At 63.4% G+C, this 15,158-nt stretch carries 16 protein-coding genes and 1 pseudogene; 11 read left to right on the top strand and 6 right to left on the bottom strand.

Features of this window, described 5'->3' with window-relative positions:
• Positions 1-78 precede the first annotated feature (78 nt).
• The 4 genes from F8237_RS34825 to F8237_RS34810 are packed head-to-tail and all read left to right on the top strand — an operon-like array spanning position 79 to position 5,838.
• Positions 79-1,518, top strand: a complete 1,440-nt coding sequence (locus F8237_RS34825; protein ID WP_012092607.1) for a tyrosine-type recombinase/integrase — start codon at positions 79-81, stop codon at positions 1,516-1,518.
• Positions 1,518-3,326: a hypothetical protein gene (locus F8237_RS34820; protein ID WP_012092606.1), complete on the top strand. Its 1,809-nt coding sequence runs from the start codon at positions 1,518-1,520 to the stop codon at positions 3,324-3,326. The genes F8237_RS34825 and F8237_RS34820 overlap by 1 nt, the downstream gene beginning before the upstream one ends.
• Positions 3,323-5,467 (top strand): hypothetical protein, encoded by a 2,145-nt coding sequence (locus tag F8237_RS34815; protein WP_066115909.1) that lies wholly within the window; start codon positions 3,323-3,325, stop codon positions 5,465-5,467. The genes F8237_RS34820 and F8237_RS34815 overlap by 4 nt, the downstream gene beginning before the upstream one ends.
• Positions 5,464-5,838: a hypothetical protein gene (locus F8237_RS34810; protein WP_012092604.1), complete on the top strand. Its 375-nt coding sequence runs from the start codon at positions 5,464-5,466 to the stop codon at positions 5,836-5,838. Before F8237_RS34815 ends, F8237_RS34810 begins: the two co-directional genes overlap by 4 nt.
• A gap of 12 nt (positions 5,839-5,850) precedes the next feature.
• On the opposite strand, the gene merBA is transcribed toward F8237_RS34810, so the two are convergent.
• Genes merBA through F8237_RS34790 form a run of 4 tightly spaced genes read right to left on the bottom strand, consistent with a single transcriptional unit; the run spans position 5,851 to position 9,073 of the window.
• Positions 5,851-8,088: a bifunctional organomercurial lyase/mercury(II) reductase MerBA gene (gene merBA, locus F8237_RS34805; RefSeq protein ID WP_012092603.1), complete on the bottom strand. Its 2,238-nt coding sequence runs from the start codon at positions 8,086-8,088 to the stop codon at positions 5,851-5,853.
• Complete coding sequence (locus tag F8237_RS34800) at positions 8,085-8,333, bottom strand: hypothetical protein (protein ID WP_012092602.1); 249 nt, start codon at positions 8,331-8,333, stop codon at positions 8,085-8,087. The genes merBA and F8237_RS34800 overlap by 4 nt, the downstream gene beginning before the upstream one ends.
• A complete protein-coding gene (locus F8237_RS34795) occupies positions 8,334-8,627 on the bottom strand; it encodes a heavy-metal-associated domain-containing protein (RefSeq protein WP_012092601.1) in 294 nt (97 codons plus the stop codon).
• Positions 8,628-8,647: 20 nt separating this feature from the next.
• Positions 8,648-9,073, bottom strand: a complete 426-nt coding sequence (locus tag F8237_RS34790; protein ID WP_012092600.1) for a mercuric transporter MerT family protein — start codon at positions 9,071-9,073, stop codon at positions 8,648-8,650.
• An 85-nt stretch (positions 9,074-9,158) separates the two neighbouring features.
• Between F8237_RS34790 and F8237_RS34785 the strand changes: the two genes are divergently transcribed.
• Positions 9,159-9,599, top strand: a complete 441-nt coding sequence (locus F8237_RS34785) for a MerR family transcriptional regulator (protein ID WP_012092599.1) — start codon at positions 9,159-9,161, stop codon at positions 9,597-9,599.
• Here F8237_RS34785 and F8237_RS36600 read toward each other — a convergent pair.
• Complete coding sequence (locus tag F8237_RS36600) at positions 9,582-9,722, bottom strand: hypothetical protein (protein WP_167527528.1); 141 nt, start codon at positions 9,720-9,722, stop codon at positions 9,582-9,584. The two genes, F8237_RS34785 and F8237_RS36600, sit on opposite strands and share 18 nt — an antisense overlap.
• Before the next feature lie 443 nt (positions 9,723-10,165).
• Positions 10,166-11,591 (bottom strand): annotated as a pseudogene (locus F8237_RS34780) (replicative DNA helicase).
• Here F8237_RS34780 and F8237_RS37130 point away from each other — a divergent pair.
• The 6 genes from F8237_RS37130 to F8237_RS34755 all read left to right on the top strand — a co-directional run bounded on the left by F8237_RS37130 (position 11,505) and on the right by F8237_RS34755 (position 15,145).
• Positions 11,505-11,786 carry a hypothetical protein gene (locus F8237_RS37130; RefSeq protein ID WP_002719043.1) on the top strand — a complete coding sequence of 94 codons (282 nt, stop codon included), beginning with the start codon at positions 11,505-11,507 and terminating at the stop codon, positions 11,784-11,786. The pseudogene F8237_RS34780 and the gene F8237_RS37130 overlap by 87 nt on opposite strands.
• A gap of 584 nt (positions 11,787-12,370) precedes the next feature.
• The gene (locus F8237_RS34775) at positions 12,371-12,679 is read left to right on the top strand and encodes a hypothetical protein (protein WP_002719042.1); all 309 of its coding nucleotides are present in this window, start codon (positions 12,371-12,373) and stop codon (positions 12,677-12,679) included.
• Positions 12,680-12,771: 92 nt separating this feature from the next.
• Positions 12,772-13,443, top strand: coding sequence for a hypothetical protein (locus tag F8237_RS34770; protein ID WP_002719041.1), 672 nt, complete (start codon positions 12,772-12,774; stop codon positions 13,441-13,443).
• A 167-nt stretch (positions 13,444-13,610) separates the two neighbouring features.
• On the top strand, positions 13,611-14,066 hold the full coding sequence (locus tag F8237_RS34765) for an RES family NAD+ phosphorylase (protein ID WP_002719040.1): 456 nt from the start codon (positions 13,611-13,613) through the stop codon (positions 14,064-14,066).
• A gap of 167 nt (positions 14,067-14,233) precedes the next feature.
• The gene (locus tag F8237_RS34760) at positions 14,234-14,854 is read left to right on the top strand and encodes an acyl-homoserine-lactone synthase (RefSeq protein ID WP_002719039.1); all 621 of its coding nucleotides are present in this window, start codon (positions 14,234-14,236) and stop codon (positions 14,852-14,854) included.
• A 45-nt stretch (positions 14,855-14,899) separates the two neighbouring features.
• On the top strand, positions 14,900-15,145 hold the full coding sequence (locus F8237_RS34755) for a hypothetical protein (protein WP_002719038.1): 246 nt from the start codon (positions 14,900-14,902) through the stop codon (positions 15,143-15,145).
• The last annotated feature ends 13 nt before the right edge of the window (positions 15,146-15,158 follow it).

Below are 15,158 nucleotides of genomic sequence, written 5' to 3'. Positions count from 1 at the left end.
AGGTGAGGCGATGCGATTTTCCCGCCGGGACGGGCTCGAGCCCGTCCCGGCGGGAAAATCGCGGCCGAGGAGAACAGGATGCCCCAGCTCTTCTTCACGGATCTTTCGACGCTGCGGCAGTCTGTTACGGTTGATGGCGTCGTCCACAGGCTGTCGGTGGATGAAGTCGCAGCCGCCGAGAAGCTGAACCTCGTGGACGGCATGCCGTTCATTCTTGGCGATGACGACAGCTACGATCACGACCTGAACCGGTTCTTTCGAGCTTGCCCCACGTTGGGGGTTCGTTCGCCCAACAGCTTGCGCGCCTATGGTTGGGATATCCTGATCTGGATGCGCTTTCTTGCCGAGCGCCGAGACAACAGAGCCCTCTGGGCGGCTGATCGGCACGATGTCGCAGCCTTCCATGCGGCGCGACGTCTGGCGCTTCCTCCGGCGCGCATCTCGGCCGCGAGCTGGAACCGGTCGGTAGCAGCGCTCGACAAGCTTTACCGATGGGCTCTTGAAGAGGGAATGATCGCCAAATCGCCTTTCACCTATCGGCAATCATGGCGACGGACGAACGGCGGCGGGGCCATAGCGGTCGCTGCCAATGTTGCCACCGAGCGCGGCGCACGGACACGCGATATCCGGTTCCTTTCCCTGGATCGGTATCTCCTGTTTCGCGAGATCGGCTTGCGTGGTCGTCTTCCAGACGGGAGCGAGGATCCCACCTGGCAGGGCCGCAACAGCGAGCGCAATGCGTTGTTCGCCGAATTGCTCGTCACGACGGGCCTGCGGCTCCAGGAAGCGGCAAGTCTGCTCTGGATCGAGTTCCCGAGGACGGAGCCGGTCGGTGCATTGAGGAGCCGATCTTTCCGACTGGCGCCGGCCATTGCCAAGGGTAGCAAGGGGCGCGAGATCCGCTTGCCCGAGCGCGTGCTGAAGCGTCTGCATGAATACGCGGCGTTGGAACGGACCAATGTCCTCATGCGCCTTTCGCAACCGCGCAATAGGTCAATCGAACATCCGATCCGTGTCGTCAGCCACGATCGGGGAAGGCTCCTTCTGGAAAAGGACACAGTTCGAGCCAGTGTCGACGTGCTGGCGCCGCGCGAACGCAGCCGCTTGGTATGGGCGGAAACATCCGAACCATTGTGTCTTTGGCTGGCGGAAGGGGCGCGGCCCATGCCCCCGGCCGCTTGGGAGGTGGTCTTCCGGAGGGCAAGCGTACGGTGCAGGCGGTTCGGGATCGACCTCGACGTCACTCCGCACATGATGCGCCACACCTTTGCGGTTCATATGCTGTCGCTGCTCGTGCGTGAACAGATCGGATGGGTACTCGACGAACGCCGATCCCATATCGGCGCGGCGTACCGCCGCTTGATTGGCGATCCTCTTCTGAAGTTGCAGCGTTTGCTGGGCCATAGCCGCATCGAAAGCACTCACATCTACCTGGATTGCATGGAAGAAAGCCAGGAAATGATCGACGCTGCGGTCGAGGCCTGGGAACTGCGCGTTAATGCTGGTGGACCCCTGTGATGAAACGCGGTCGTCGTGCCACCTTCCCAGTTGGAATCGAATTGTTCGACACTCAAGAGGAAAATCCGCAAAATCCGCTCGTCTTCGTCCTTCGGACGGAAGATGCCGGGAGGATCGACGTCAATCTGTCTTCCTGGCCGCTGACGGCGCTGACCCATGAGGTTGCGCCATTCCTGCAGGAGTATCTCCACCGGATGGGGCCGGCACCACTCTGGAAAACCGCAGGCACCTTTATCCGCCGTCTGCGGCGGTTCTGGCTGTTCCTGGAAGGGGCGTCGGTAAAACCTCGTCGTCTCGACGACTTAACTCCGGCGGTAATCAATGCCTATGAGGACTGGCTGGAGCAGAACGGCGGCGAGCGACCCAATCAGCGCAATGTGCTCGGTGCTCTGATCGGGGTGCTGCGCGTCGCCGCCGAGCTCAATCCTGAAAGGCTTCCGCCCGAAACACTGTTGCGCCTGAAATACATCGGTCACGGCGAGCACGGCGTCTCAAAGCCGCGCGATGCCTACAGTGGGAGGATTGCCTCGACGTTGCTGCAGGCAGCGATGCGCCAGATCATCGAGGCTCGCGACCGGATAGCGACGGGCGAGGCTCTGCCTCCCCCACTTCTGGATGTAGGCCGTGATCCAGAATTGCGCCGTCGCTATGACCTAGTGGTCGAACAGATTGTGACGGCGGGAGTAGTCGCCGGGGAAGGCGCGCTGTTCGACAATCTGCGCTACCACGCTCATAGATGCGGGCTCGAGCCGCCTCCGGTCGAGGAACTGCATGCCGGCTTCCATCTGACCCGGTACGATGTCGTCGGCTTCCTCGTCTGGCTGTCCTTGACGACCGGCATGGAGATCGAAGCGCTGCGTGGGCTTGAGGCTGACTGCTTGCGCAATCCCAACCGGGGTTATGTCGAGATCGAGTATCGAAAGCGGCGCGCGCATCATGCCCAGTGGAAGCGCTTGCGTGTCCGCGATGGCGGACGGGAGACGCCCGGAGCCGTCCTGCGGCTGGCGATCAAGCTGACGGAAAAGGCTCGGCAGCACACTGGATCGAGCAAGCTCTGGATCACCTGGAAGCCGGGGCGCCTGTCGTCGCCGAAAAAGCTGGGGACCTGCGTGGCCGCGTTTGTCGAGAAGTACGGAATCGTCGATGACGCCGGAAAATCGCTGGCGCTCAATCTCTCCAGGCTGCGCAAGACCCAGAAGGCTGACTGGTATAAGCGGACCGGAGGGCAGTTGGAGAACTTTGCCGTCGGCCACACGGTAGCGGTGGCGGCCAACCATTATGCCGACATCCCCGCCCTTCGGCATCTGCATGAGCAGACGATAGTCGAGGCACTGACCGACGCGATGGCGCCGGCTCTGCGACCTTGGATCGTTGTGCCCGCGGATGAAGCCCGGCTGCGAACCTCAGCCGACGCGACCGGGCTGCCGGTGCCGTCGGAAAAGATCGGCCCGCTCCTGGACGGAGAGCAGGATCTTTGGCTGGCGGCGTGCAGCAACTTCCGCGTCAGCCCTTTCGGTCGGGAAGGCGAAGCCTGTCCGACGCCGTTCTGGGGGTGCCTGGAATGCTCCAACGCGGTCATTACCGCACGGAAACTACCGGCGCTGATCGCGTTCCAGGCGTTCATGGACGAGCTGCGGGAGGCGTTGCCTTCTGGCGACTGGAACGAGAAATTCGATCGGCCATACCGCAGGATCACGGAGCAAATTCTGCCGATGTTCCCGTCCTCCGTCGTCGGAGGCGCACGGGTTGAGGCGGCAGAATCCTCGGCGCGGTTGCTCTATCTTCCGCCGGAGGCTTACGGCTCATGACCACTACCTCTCCTTTGAACGATGAGCGTGCCGTCTCACGCCTCAGGGTCGATGACGACATCGTTTTGGCTTCGATGCCTCTCAGGGATGGTACCGACCGAGCGGCGCTCTCGCGGTTCGGCGATGATGTCTGGGATATGGCGCCGGCGATGTTCAACATGGCCAGAAAGGCCTTTCGAACGGTCGACTTCGGCGTGATCCCCTGCGCGGCAGAGCGGTTGCTTGCGAAGGAATACATCTATGCCTGGATGAATGAACGGCGCGCCGACGGTGAGCCGCGGTTGCGGCCAGTCTCCGGCCATACTGCGCTTGCGACGCTGCGCCGGTTCCTGGACTTCGTGCGCTCGCGGATCGGCAAGCTCGATCTGGCAAACGTCGATCAGGATTTGATCGATGCATACGCGACCCATCACCGGGCGCGGCCGATCACGCCGGGGCGCGTGGGTGTGTGCCTCAGGCCCATCGTCCAGCTTCATCGCCTGGCGCCCTATCTGACGTGCGGTGGCATCACCTTCACCCCGTGGCGCGGCCGACCGGTCTATCGGGCAACCGGCCAGGGAACGCGCTGTTCGGAAAACCGGACCGCGCGCATCCCGGAGCCGGTCATCGGCGCAATGCTGCGATGGGCCTTGAAATATGTCGAGCACCTCTGCGACGACATCTTCACTGCCCGGGCTGAAGCCGATGCACTGAACAGCCGGTTCGCAGCACGCTCGCGCGCCCGCCACACGCGGCCCGCGGTAATGCTGGCCTCCTGGATCGACAAGCGTCGCGAGGAAGGAAGAGGCATTCCTGTCTGGGAAAGACCTCTTTCGATCGGGGGGCTGACCGGCAGATTGTCGCGGGGCGGCAGGTTTGATGGCGAGGTCATCAATCTGAAGCTCCTGACGATGCAATGCGGGCTGCATCTCACCACCGTCCACAAAGATCCGGCCCTGTTGTCGATGGTTCATGATGCTGTCGACGAGCTTGGGTTCGAGGTGGGCGGGATGGACACGCCGATCTCCCCGGATCCCGACACGGGGCGACCGTGGCGGGAGCGCTTCGATGCCATCAGCCTGGCGCGGGAAGAACGGCACCTGCAGACGGCCGCCTATATCGTGTGTTGCTATCTGACGGGCATGCGCGACGGTGAGGTGCAGTCGCTGCGATCCGGCTGCCTGAAACGGAATCTCGACCGGGACGGGCGAACAGAAAGGCTGGCGATTGAGGGCGTGACCTGGAAGGATCGCGGCGCTCGCGGCGAACAGGTCGAATGGATCACCATCGAGGCCGCCGTCCAGGCGATCGGGGTTGCCGAGCGTCTTTCGGAACGATTCCGCCGGAATGCGGGGACAGAGCGGCTATGGCTTGCCCTTGACGACCGCGAGACGAACAATGCCGAGACGCCGATACTCATCGCCAAGAAGATCAACCAATTCCGAGAACATCTCGATGAGCGATATGGCGCGGACGATAGTCCTGTGATCCCCCGAGTGGGAGAAGACGTCTGGCGCTTCAACACCCGTCAGTTCAGGCGAACGCTGGCCTGGTACATCGCGAACCGGCCCTTCGGGGTTGTCGCCGGCAAAATCCAGTACAAGCACGCCTCCGTGGCCATGTTCAACGGCTATGCCGGCTCGTCCGCATCCGGCTTCAGGCAGGAGGTCGAACAGGAACTGGCGCTCGGACAACTCGACGACATCATCGACTACTTCGAAAACCATCGACGCGGTCACGGTCCAGGCGGACCCGCCGGTAAGCGCGTCGGCGTGGAACTGGAGCGGGTCGGCCGCGAACTCGGCCCGCTTCCGGGGCAACTGGCCGATCGCAAGCGCCTGAAGGCGATGCTGGCGCATCTGGCGCGCACGCTGCATGTCGGATATCTGAACGACTGCTTCTTCGACCCATTGACGGCGCTCTGCCTGCGGGAGTCTGAGAAACCTTCAGCCTCGGTGCCGGTCCTGTCGCGATGCGCGCCCGACCGATGTCCCAACGCCTGCCTCGTCGAGCGACATCTCCCGCCATGGGAAGCCTCCATTGCACAGGCGGAGGATCTTCTCGCCGACAAGCGTCTCTCCCCGCTGCAACGCGAAGCGCTGCGCCTGGACAACGACAGAAAACGCAGGCTCATCGCGCCGTTGAAGGAACGCACATCATGAAGCCGGTCAGTGCAGCCACGGAACAGGCGCTTCGTGAGGCGATGGCGCGCCTCCTTTATGGGTGCCCCCGCGTGGCTGATGGCAGGCTGACGGTTGTGAATCTGGCCATCGAGGCAGGTGTCAGTCGCGCGACCGCGAACCGCGCTTCCGAGGTGCTGGAAGCCTTCCGCCATGCAGTTGCCGAGTCGAGAGCCCGGCGCAACGCGACGGATCGGCCGGCGGGGACGGCCCGGGCCGAACAGGAGCGGCGCGCCGTCGAAACCGTGCTCGCCCAGCATCGTCAAGTCCGCGCGCTGTGCCAGCTTATGGAACGGCGGCGCGATAACCGCACCGCCGACGTCATACCGATCATCGGCAGGAAACGCCCTTGACGCCGATTGTGCTCACCCGGCGCAGCAGGAGAGTTTGGCGATGTCCTTGCCGAACGAAAGTGCTGCGAGCTTCAGCCCCTCGACCGTGGTGAGGTAAGGAAAGATCGTGTCCGCGAGGTCATCGACGGTGAGACCCTGGCGGATCGCGAGAGCCGCGGTCTGAATGCTGTCGGCACCTTCCGGCGCGAGGATGTGGGCGCCGAGCAAACGACCGCCAGCAGCATCGGCCACGAGCTTGATAAGCCCACGAGTGTCGCGGGCGGCGAGTGCGCGCGGCACCTGATCGAGACCGATCGTCGAAACGCGGATCTCATGCCCGGCCGCACGCGCCGCCGCCTCGGTGAGACCTACGCTTGCGACCTGCGGATCGGTGAAGACGATAGCGGGCATGGCGCTGTTATCGTAGCGCAGGCTGTCGCCATTGAGGGCGTTCTTGGCGGCGAGCTTGGCGCCATAGGCGGCCATGTAGACGAACTGGTCGCGGCCGGTGACGTCGCCGGCGGCATAGACGCCAGCCTTGGTCGTGCGCATGCGGTCGTCGACCACGATGCCGCCCTTCGCCGAGACGGTGATCCCGTGCTCGGCCAGCCCAAGGCCTTCGATGTTGGGCGTGCGGCCCGTGGTGATCAGCACCTGATCGGCGTCGATCTGGACATCGTGACCGTCACGCGTGACGGTCAGTGACGCTCGGCCCTCGGTTTTGCGGATCGCGCGGTAAGCGATGCCGGAGATAACGGTGATGCCTTCATCCTCGAAATACCCCGTGAGCGCCGCGCCGATCTCGGGCTCGGCCTCGGGGAGCAGTCGGGACCGGCAGACGAGGGTCACCTTGACGCCGGCACGGGCGAACATCTGGGCGAGCTCCGCGCCGATATAACCGCCGCCGATCACCAGCAGCGATCGCGGCAGTTCCTCGAGGTCGAGCGCCGTCGTACTGGTGAGATACGGTACGGTCTCGAGGCCAGGAATAGCAGGAACTGCCGGCCGCGCGCCGGTTGCGATAATGATCTTGCCAGCGGCAATACGCGCGCCGTCAACTTCGACACCGCCGTCGAGGAGGCGAGCCGGCCCGTCGCGATAGGCGATACCATTGTACGCGGGGAGCAGGTCCGCGTATTTGGCCTGGCGCAGCCCAGACACGAGCGTGTCCTTCTGACGAACGGTTCCGCGCCAGTCTGTCAGTTCGGCTTCAGCAGTAATGCCGGCAAAACGTGCCGCCACGCGAGCGTTATGAAGCGTCTCGGCCGCGCGGATCAGGGTCTTCGACGGCACGCAGCCGACATTGACGCAGGTGCCGCCGATGGTGCCACTGCCGATGAGCGCCACCTGTGCGCCCTGATCGGCGGCCGTGATCGAGGCCGAGAAGCCGGCCGAGCCGGCGCCGATGACGACGAGATCGTAAGCGCCTCCATTGCGACCGTTTGTGCGCAAGGGTCGGTTGGCGACCACCAGGCTCTTCGACGCCACATCGAGACCAGCGAGGCTCGGCCCGAACAGAGCACGGCCGGCTTCCAGTCCTTCCTCGATCGACAGCCGGAAACCTGGCTCGTCGGTGGAACGTTCGTCGCGCCAGGCGGAAAGATGCTCGTCCGAGCAGAAAAAAGCGGTCGTCGCGCAGAGCGAGCTCGCGGCGCAGCCGCCTTCATAACGGACGCTCTGCCACATGACGGCCGACTGTGGCTCGACGTCGGCGAGTGCCCGCCCTCGGTCCTGCGTGGTGATCCGGATCAGTGCGCCGCAATGGCCGCAGGGCGAGGCGATCGCGGTGTCGCGATCGGTCATGGCACCGATGCCCAGCGCGTCGACCGCGCACATTGCATTCAGCGTGCGTCCGTCCAGAGTGACCCGATGGCCGGTGTTATGATCGCTGAACGGATAGGCGCCGACGATCAGCTCGCCATCGAGAACGACGAGGTCGCGCCGGCGGAGCTCGTCGAGCAGTGGCCGGATGACCATCTCACTGAGTTTTGTACGCTCCGCAAGCGCGCTTATGGTCGGGGCACCCCCGTGGTCGGCGTAGAGTCGGAGCAACGCAACACGCACCCTGTCGGTGGCGGGATCGTAACCGCTCCAGCGATTGAGCACGTGGTCGGACCCGACCATCGCCTGCAGAGCGTTCTTGACCACAGGCGACGTGACCGCCGACCAATCCGGAAACGTTACGCCCGGTCGAACGGCAAAGCTCGCCAGTGTCGCGGGCTGAGAAACGGCCGGGTTGTCCCGGGAGGAGGTTGCACAGCAATCGTTCATGGCTTCACGCCTTCCTTGCGAATCTTCGTCTCATAGGCCGTGGCTCTTGCCCGGCGATGATGGGGCCCCCACGCGCCGAAGCCGAAGCCCGCGACGATCAGGGGAAGCACCACTGCACCCACACCTGTCAGCCACGTGCCAAGACCCGCCAGAGACAGGCCGACGGCGAGGAGCGGCGCCGCGCAGCAGATCGCGGCGAGGACGGCGCCAACGGCACCTGCGCGGATTACGGCGCGATCAGTCATCTAGCTGCCTTGCTGCGTCGGGTGGGCCGGATAACCAGCATTCATGCTGGCGGCTGCGATGGCATCGGTGCTCGTCTTAGCGTCGTCGAAGGTCACGGTCGCGGACTTCGCCTCGAAGGAGACGGTCACCTTCGCGACACCGGGGATTGCCGCCATCGTGGTCTTCACGATGTAGGGGCACGAGGCGCAGGTCATGTTGTCGACGGCAAACGTCACAGTGCGTTCGGCGGCGAAGGCGGCAGGCGCAGTCATCACCGACGCGATCAAAGTGAAAGCGCTCAAACTCTTCCTCATGGGGTAGTCTCCTCTTGGTGTCAGGCGGAAAGCAGCAGCGGCGCGACGTAGTCGAAGGCGAAAGCAGCGGCGACGAGTACGGTCGCGAACCAGAGCGCGATCTGAACGAGGCGGCTGGGGACGGCGCGCGTGCAGGCAGCCCCATCGGCACAGGCCTGTCGCGGCTTCCAGTAGACAAGGTAGAAGCCGTAGCCGAGCATGCCCGCCGTTGCGGCGACAAACAGTGGCTTGTAGGGCGCAAGCGCCGTCAGATTGCCGATCCAGGCGCCGCCGATGCCGAGGCTGAACAGGACGAGCGGAATGATGCAACAGGACGAGGCGGCGATGGCGCCGAGTATGCCGCCGACGGCGACCAGGCGCTGTCGCCCGGCCTCGCTTCGCTCTGGCGTCGTCAGGTTTGCCGCAGTCGGTGCAACGTCTGCTGGTCCGTGTCGGGATGCATTCATGTTCGACCTCGCTCTTCTTGTCGAAAACCTATCCAGGCGCTAATGTGCGGTCTGTAGCAACTACAGGGTCAAGGGGTATTTTTGGATGCGCGATCACGCTGGCGTGAAAGGCCTCAAGCGCGCCGAACTCGCACAGCGCACAGGGTGCAATCTGGAGACGGTCCGCTATTACGAGAAGGTCGGCCTCCTGCCGGAGCCGCCGCGCACGGCGAGCGGCTATCGCAGCTACGACAGCACCCACGAGCGACGGCTTCGCTTCGTCTTGCGGGCGCGCGAGCTCGGCTTCTCCCTCGATGAAGTCCGTGAACTGCTGCGCCTCGTCGACGAGCGCGACCAGCCCTGCGCCGAGGCAAGCGCCGTTGCCGCCGCGCATCTCGACGACGTGCGTGAAAAGATCGCCGACCTGAAACGCATGGAGCGAGTGCTGAAGGACGTGGTGGCCCAATGCACAGAAGGCAATCGGCGGGAATGTCCGCTGATCGAGACGCTGTTCCGGGAGCCGGCGAGCTCAGCGAAATGCCAGTGAGACAGCTTGACTGTTCAGATAAACGGAGAATTCGTCGTCGACCTGAAAGAGAACCACCGGCACCATCAACGTGAGGGCGAGATCGAAGGCGTGATCCTGAGCGAGGGTGAGATTCTGCGACATCGTGAGGCTCCCGTCTTGGGGCGGGGACCATCCCCGCTCGACAGGCGCCGACGTGTTCGGGCGTGGCCGCGGTCACCTCGCAGGCGCAGCCGAAGAGGTCGCACGCTGGCGTAGCGAACCCCTTGTGGGTTGATCGTGGAAGGCCGCGCCCGAACCAAGGAAAGCCCATTCGAGAGCGGGGTGGTCCTTTCCCCGGACGCAGGGCGCCGAACGTCACAGTCTCAACGGCGGATGCTTGCCGCCGTGGACGCCACACGAAATCAAGTGTGCTCGGTGGTCTTTTTATTGTGTCGATGAAGGCTGGTGGTCGATGCGTGCGAAGGATTTGAGGACCGCTTGACTGGCGCCGGGCCGCGTTCGGCGCTCTGACGTTGGAGATCATTCCGGTTGACCGCCCGGAGAGATACTCAGCAACACATGAAACAAGGAGTCGGAGCCGGCACTTATGCCGTTCGGTGGGGCATCTGGTTTTGGTTCGCCAGATCGAAGAAGCGGGTGAACTCACCCTGAAACGTCATGGCCACCGTCCCTGTCGGGCCGTGCCGCTGCTTCGCGATGATGATTTCGGCCTTTCCGCGCGCGTCCCTCATCTCGGATTCCCAGGTGAGGTGTTCCTCGGTGCCCGGCCGAGGTTCCTTGTTCTTGAGATAATACTCTTCGCGATAGACGAACATGACAACGTCGGCGTCTTGTTCGATCGAGCCTGACTCGCGCAAGTCGGAGAGTTGCGGCCGCTTTTCGTCGCGGCTTTCAACCCCGCGCGAGAGCTGGGACAGCGCAATGACCGGGACGTTGAGTTCCTTGGCCAGCGCTTTCAGGCCGGTCGTAATCTCGGTGATTTCCTGCACGCGATTTTGCGCGGCGCGCTGGGATCTCCCCTGCATGAGCTGAATATAGTCGACGACAATGAGGTGCAGGCCTCGCTGCCGCTTCAGACGCCGCGCGCGCGCCGCGAGCTGGGCGATGGAAAGCGCGCCGGTCTGGTCGATGAAGAGCGGCAGGCGGCGCATTTTCTGGCGGTGCTTGAGCAGCCTCTCGAAATCGGTCTCACCGATCTCGCCGCGCCTGATGCTGGAGGAGGGGACCTCGGCCTGTTCGGACAGCACGCGCGTGGCAAGCTGCTCCGACGACATCTCGAGCGAGAAGAAAGCGACGATACCTCCGGCGGCGGGCCTCAGCGAGCCGTCGACCTGTTGCGTCGGATCGTAGGCGCTTGCGACATTGAACGCGATATTGGTGGCGAGGGAGGTCTTCCCCATGCCGGGACGGCCGGCGATGATGATCAGGTCGGTCGATTGAAGGCCACCCATCCGGGCGTCAAGGTCCTTGAGCCCGGTTGCGAGCCCGGAGAGCCTGCCGTCGGATTGATAGGCCTGCGCGGCGCGATCGATGGCGCTGTCGAGTGCGGTCTCGAACGTCTCGAAGCCGCCGCCATAGCGTCCGGTTTCGGCTATTTCGTAGAGGAGTTGCTCGGCATGCTGGATTTGATCTTGGGGGGCACAATCCACCGCCGCGTCAAAGGCGCTGCCGAGCATGTCCTCCGCGATCTTGATCAGCTCGCGTCGAACCGCGAGATCGTAGACGGTGCGGCCATAATCGGGTGCATTGATAACGGTCGTCGCTTCCGCGGCCAAGCGCGCGAGATATTGCGCGACAGATAGTCCGGCGATGTCGAGAGTCGCGGGAAGGAAAGGTCTTCAGCGTGATCGGGCTGGCAATTCTGTTCGCGCGGATCAGATCGCTCATGAGCTCGAATATGCGCCCGTGTAGAGGCTCGAAGAAATGGTTCGGCTTCAGGAAATCGGCAACGCGGTAGAAGGCGTCGTTGTTGATGAAAATGGCGCCGAGCAGCGCTTGCTCGGCCTCGATGTTCTGAGGAAGCTCACGATAAGTCGGAGCGTCCAACGCCGTCAGTTTGAATGCCGCTTCTGCCACGTTTGTCCGTCCGCCGACACCAATGTTGACGTGCAGGATCTACGAGCAACATTTGATCATGCGGGGAGGACGACGAATCGTCCTTCGATGCCGGAGTTTACCGTCAGACCCAATATATCCAATGCCTAAGCTGGGCGCGGCGCGTTCGAGACCAAGACGCTGCCGCGACATGATTCGCCGAATGGTCCCGGCTTTATCGCCAGTGTTGGCCGCTGCATTGCGCTCTTGCGTCAGGGATGGCCGCCCGCGAGGGGGAAGACCCGCATGCGGGGCTTCAGCGCAGCCGCCAGCCCGGCCCCGCAGGGGCGACGCCCAAGCCTCATTCAAATAACCCTTCCACACATCCCGATAAAGGGCATGTGGGACGATTATGAGCCGGACGTCGCGTTCTGCGAGAGTGCCAGAAATTTCCAGCAATCAGGTCATTTATCGAAGGGACCTAGAACGCAGGCCGCCAAACGGTTATGAATCGGGTGGGGCGGTACGCGCTGCCCTGGGGCGTGGAAACCCCTACGAACGGTTTGGTGCCGGCCGTTACGGCGCCGCACTCCTTGACCTTATGGTCGGGGAGCCTGTGGCGTATGCAACAGGTTCACCCGAACTAAAGGCCACAGGGCCGTTTCGTACGGTTTCCAACTCCCCGATCACCAAGAGTCAGCGAGGGATCGTTTGCGGGGGCGTACCGCAGACACATCTCATCAGGGAAGACTACGGTGCCCGGGTTTGAAGCGGCACAAGAGGGATCACTGGAGGCGCGCACCATCGCCGCGCATCGAGCGTATGTGACCGCGCTGGTGGCGTGGGAGCGGACCGTTCACCAGGCGACGTGCCCGGTCTGTCGGTCGCAGCAGCTTTCCAACGAGCAACAGCAGCGTTTGTGCGACGCCGCAGAGACGGAGAAAGAGCGCTGCCGCGCGGCATTTCGGAAGCTCTGCGACAAACTCGGCTTCGTCCCGACCGGCCACGGGATCGGCTTGCCGGCCGAAGGTCACTCCCGTTGTCAGGCCGGTTCAGCGAGCTGACGGCGGCGGGGGACTTCCGGAACCGCCTGTGCTGACGAAGTTGACGAACCTGACGAAAGCCACCATATTGTGAGAAGCATCGGAGGTGGCTGATGACGGTCACGCATAAAAAGCGCGGAAATGCGCGCAAACGAGCCGCGCGGCGCGAGTCGCTGACGCTCGGCTTCGTAACCTCGCTCGGGTCGATCGGAAAGGACGTCGCCAGCCGCAAGGCGGCGCGAGGTCTCTTGTCCGGTTTTGCGAACGCCATAAAACGCGCGGAACGGACCGGCAAGTCGGTGCGGATGACAGTCGTGGTCGATCCCAAGACTGCCGCTCCGCAAATCGCCGTCGAAGAAGTCTCGGCCCCGAAGGGCGATAGGCTTGATTCGGCCTTGGCGGCGGCGCGCCAGCGCGGCTCTGCGCGAGTCGCTGAAATCTTGAACGGCACTGACATGCTGTCGGCCGATGCGTTTGCCGAGGAGATCGGGGCTACCCGTGAAACGGTGCACAAGAAGCGTCGGCGCCACGAGGTGCTTGGCCTCGAAGGCCCGAAGCGCGGTGTCCGCTTTCCGAAGTGGCAAGTGAGCGGCTCCGGCGGCCTGATCCCGAGCCTGCCGCAGCTCTTTGAGGTCTTGGGTGATCACCCATGGACGATCTACCGTTTTTTGCTCGAAGAGCATGGCGAACTTGATGGTCGCACCGGCCTTGAGGCGCTCCGCGCCGGCCGCATCGCCGACGTAATGGCGACCGCGGAGACCATCGGCCGAGGCGCTTTCTCCTGACCGCGCCGTCGCCAGGACCGTTACCGCCGGCCGGGTTTGCATCGCGCGCGCTGTCGCTTGTCGACGTCGCGCGTGGCGCGACATGGCGGCGGCTTTACCAGAGCCGCTTCCCGGACCCGCTTGGCTATGGTTTCAGCCCGAGCCGGTTCAGCGATCCCGAGACGACGTTGGTCCCGCCGGAGCGTTTCGGCGTCGTTTACTTCGGGAGCAGCATCAAGGTGTGTTTCGTCGAAACGATTCTGCGGGACCGAGGTGTCGCCCGAACCCATACTTTCCCGATCGAATGGGCGGAGCTCGAGGCGTGGAGCTGCGCCGAGGTCCGGGTCGAGGCTGCGTTAAGGTTGGTCGACCTGCGTGGCGATGGTCTGGTTCGCATGGGAATTCCGACCGACGTCGCGCGCGCAAGCGCGCAGGGTCTTGCCCGCGTCTGGTCGCGGGCGCTTTGGGCGCACGACACGAAACCTGACGGCCTGATGTACGACTCGCGGCTCAACGGCGAGACGAACGTCGTTGTCTTCGACAGGGCTTTACCAAAGCTGGTGGCGGTCGCGACGCCACGCCTCGTCGATTGCCGCGGCGATCTTGCGACGATCCTCACGGATTTGGATCTGGCCATCATGTGAACTGCGGGCTCTGTGACTTACCGACTGGAGCCCACGCCCCATGATCAGAAGCCTTCTAAGGTTGTGCAACCGGTGAGCGAACCGTCGCGCAATGGTGCTTTGTGACCATACCGCTCCGATTCGGTTCATGACCAACTCGGCTTGTCCCACAAGCTGAGGAGTCTTCAATGCTCATGGTCATTCCTGGCTCGGACATCAGTCGGCACGCCTCGCTGATGGATCGAGTCTTCCGTTTCCGTCATTCGATCTTTGTCGACGAGAAGGGCTGGATGGACCTGCGCCAGCCGGACGGCCTGGAGCGCGACCGCTTCGACGATGTTCATGCGATCCACCAGATCTGCCTTCGTGGCGACGAGATCGTCGGGTATCAGCGTCTTCTGCCGACAACGAGGCCGCATCTCCTCAGTGACGTCTTGACCGATCTGTGTCATCGCCGGCCGCCGCGCGGTCCGCGCGTCTTCGAGTGGACGCGCTTTTGTGTTGCCCCCGGCAGCCGCGAGATGCGGCCGCGTGCGGATGGCCCCTTTCTCGAGCTCGCGCAAGGCGTCGTCGAATGGGGGATGGCACACCGGGTCGACACTGTCACGGTCGCGATCGATTGGCGTCTGATGGTGATCGCCATGCAGTTGCGGTTCTTCGTACGACCTCTGGGTTTTCCCAAGCGCATCGGCCGCGATGAGGTGGTCGCGCTGCGCATGTCCTTCAATCGCGAAACGCTCGCTACGATCCGCCAGGCACGCGGATGTGACGACCCGGTGCTGCCAGACCTGCTGCCTTCGGCGGCTTAGCGCCGCGCGTCACGTCGCATCAAGAAAGGATAGGAGGAACGTCAAGTGATTCGAACCGCCGATACAAAGATCGTCGCTCAGGAACTCCTCACGCGATACGACCATGCACGTGCTGTGACGCTCATTGGACGAACGCTACAGAAAGCCTTGTTCGCGGGGCGCTCCGATGAAGTCGTCTTCTGGGCCCTTGTCCATGCGCATTATCGCGGCGGCGATCTTTGCGCGCCAATGGAAGAGCAATTAAACGCCTTCTCGCGCTTTATCATTCGCGATCCATCCGAAACGAACTGAAGAGAGGCAACAT

It is taken from the genome of Bradyrhizobium betae, assembly GCF_008932115.1.
Classification (GTDB): domain Bacteria; phylum Pseudomonadota; class Alphaproteobacteria; order Rhizobiales; family Xanthobacteraceae; genus Bradyrhizobium; species Bradyrhizobium betae.
Note: the sequence above shows the minus strand (reverse complement) of the source record. Positions and strands in the feature narration are given on the sequence as shown.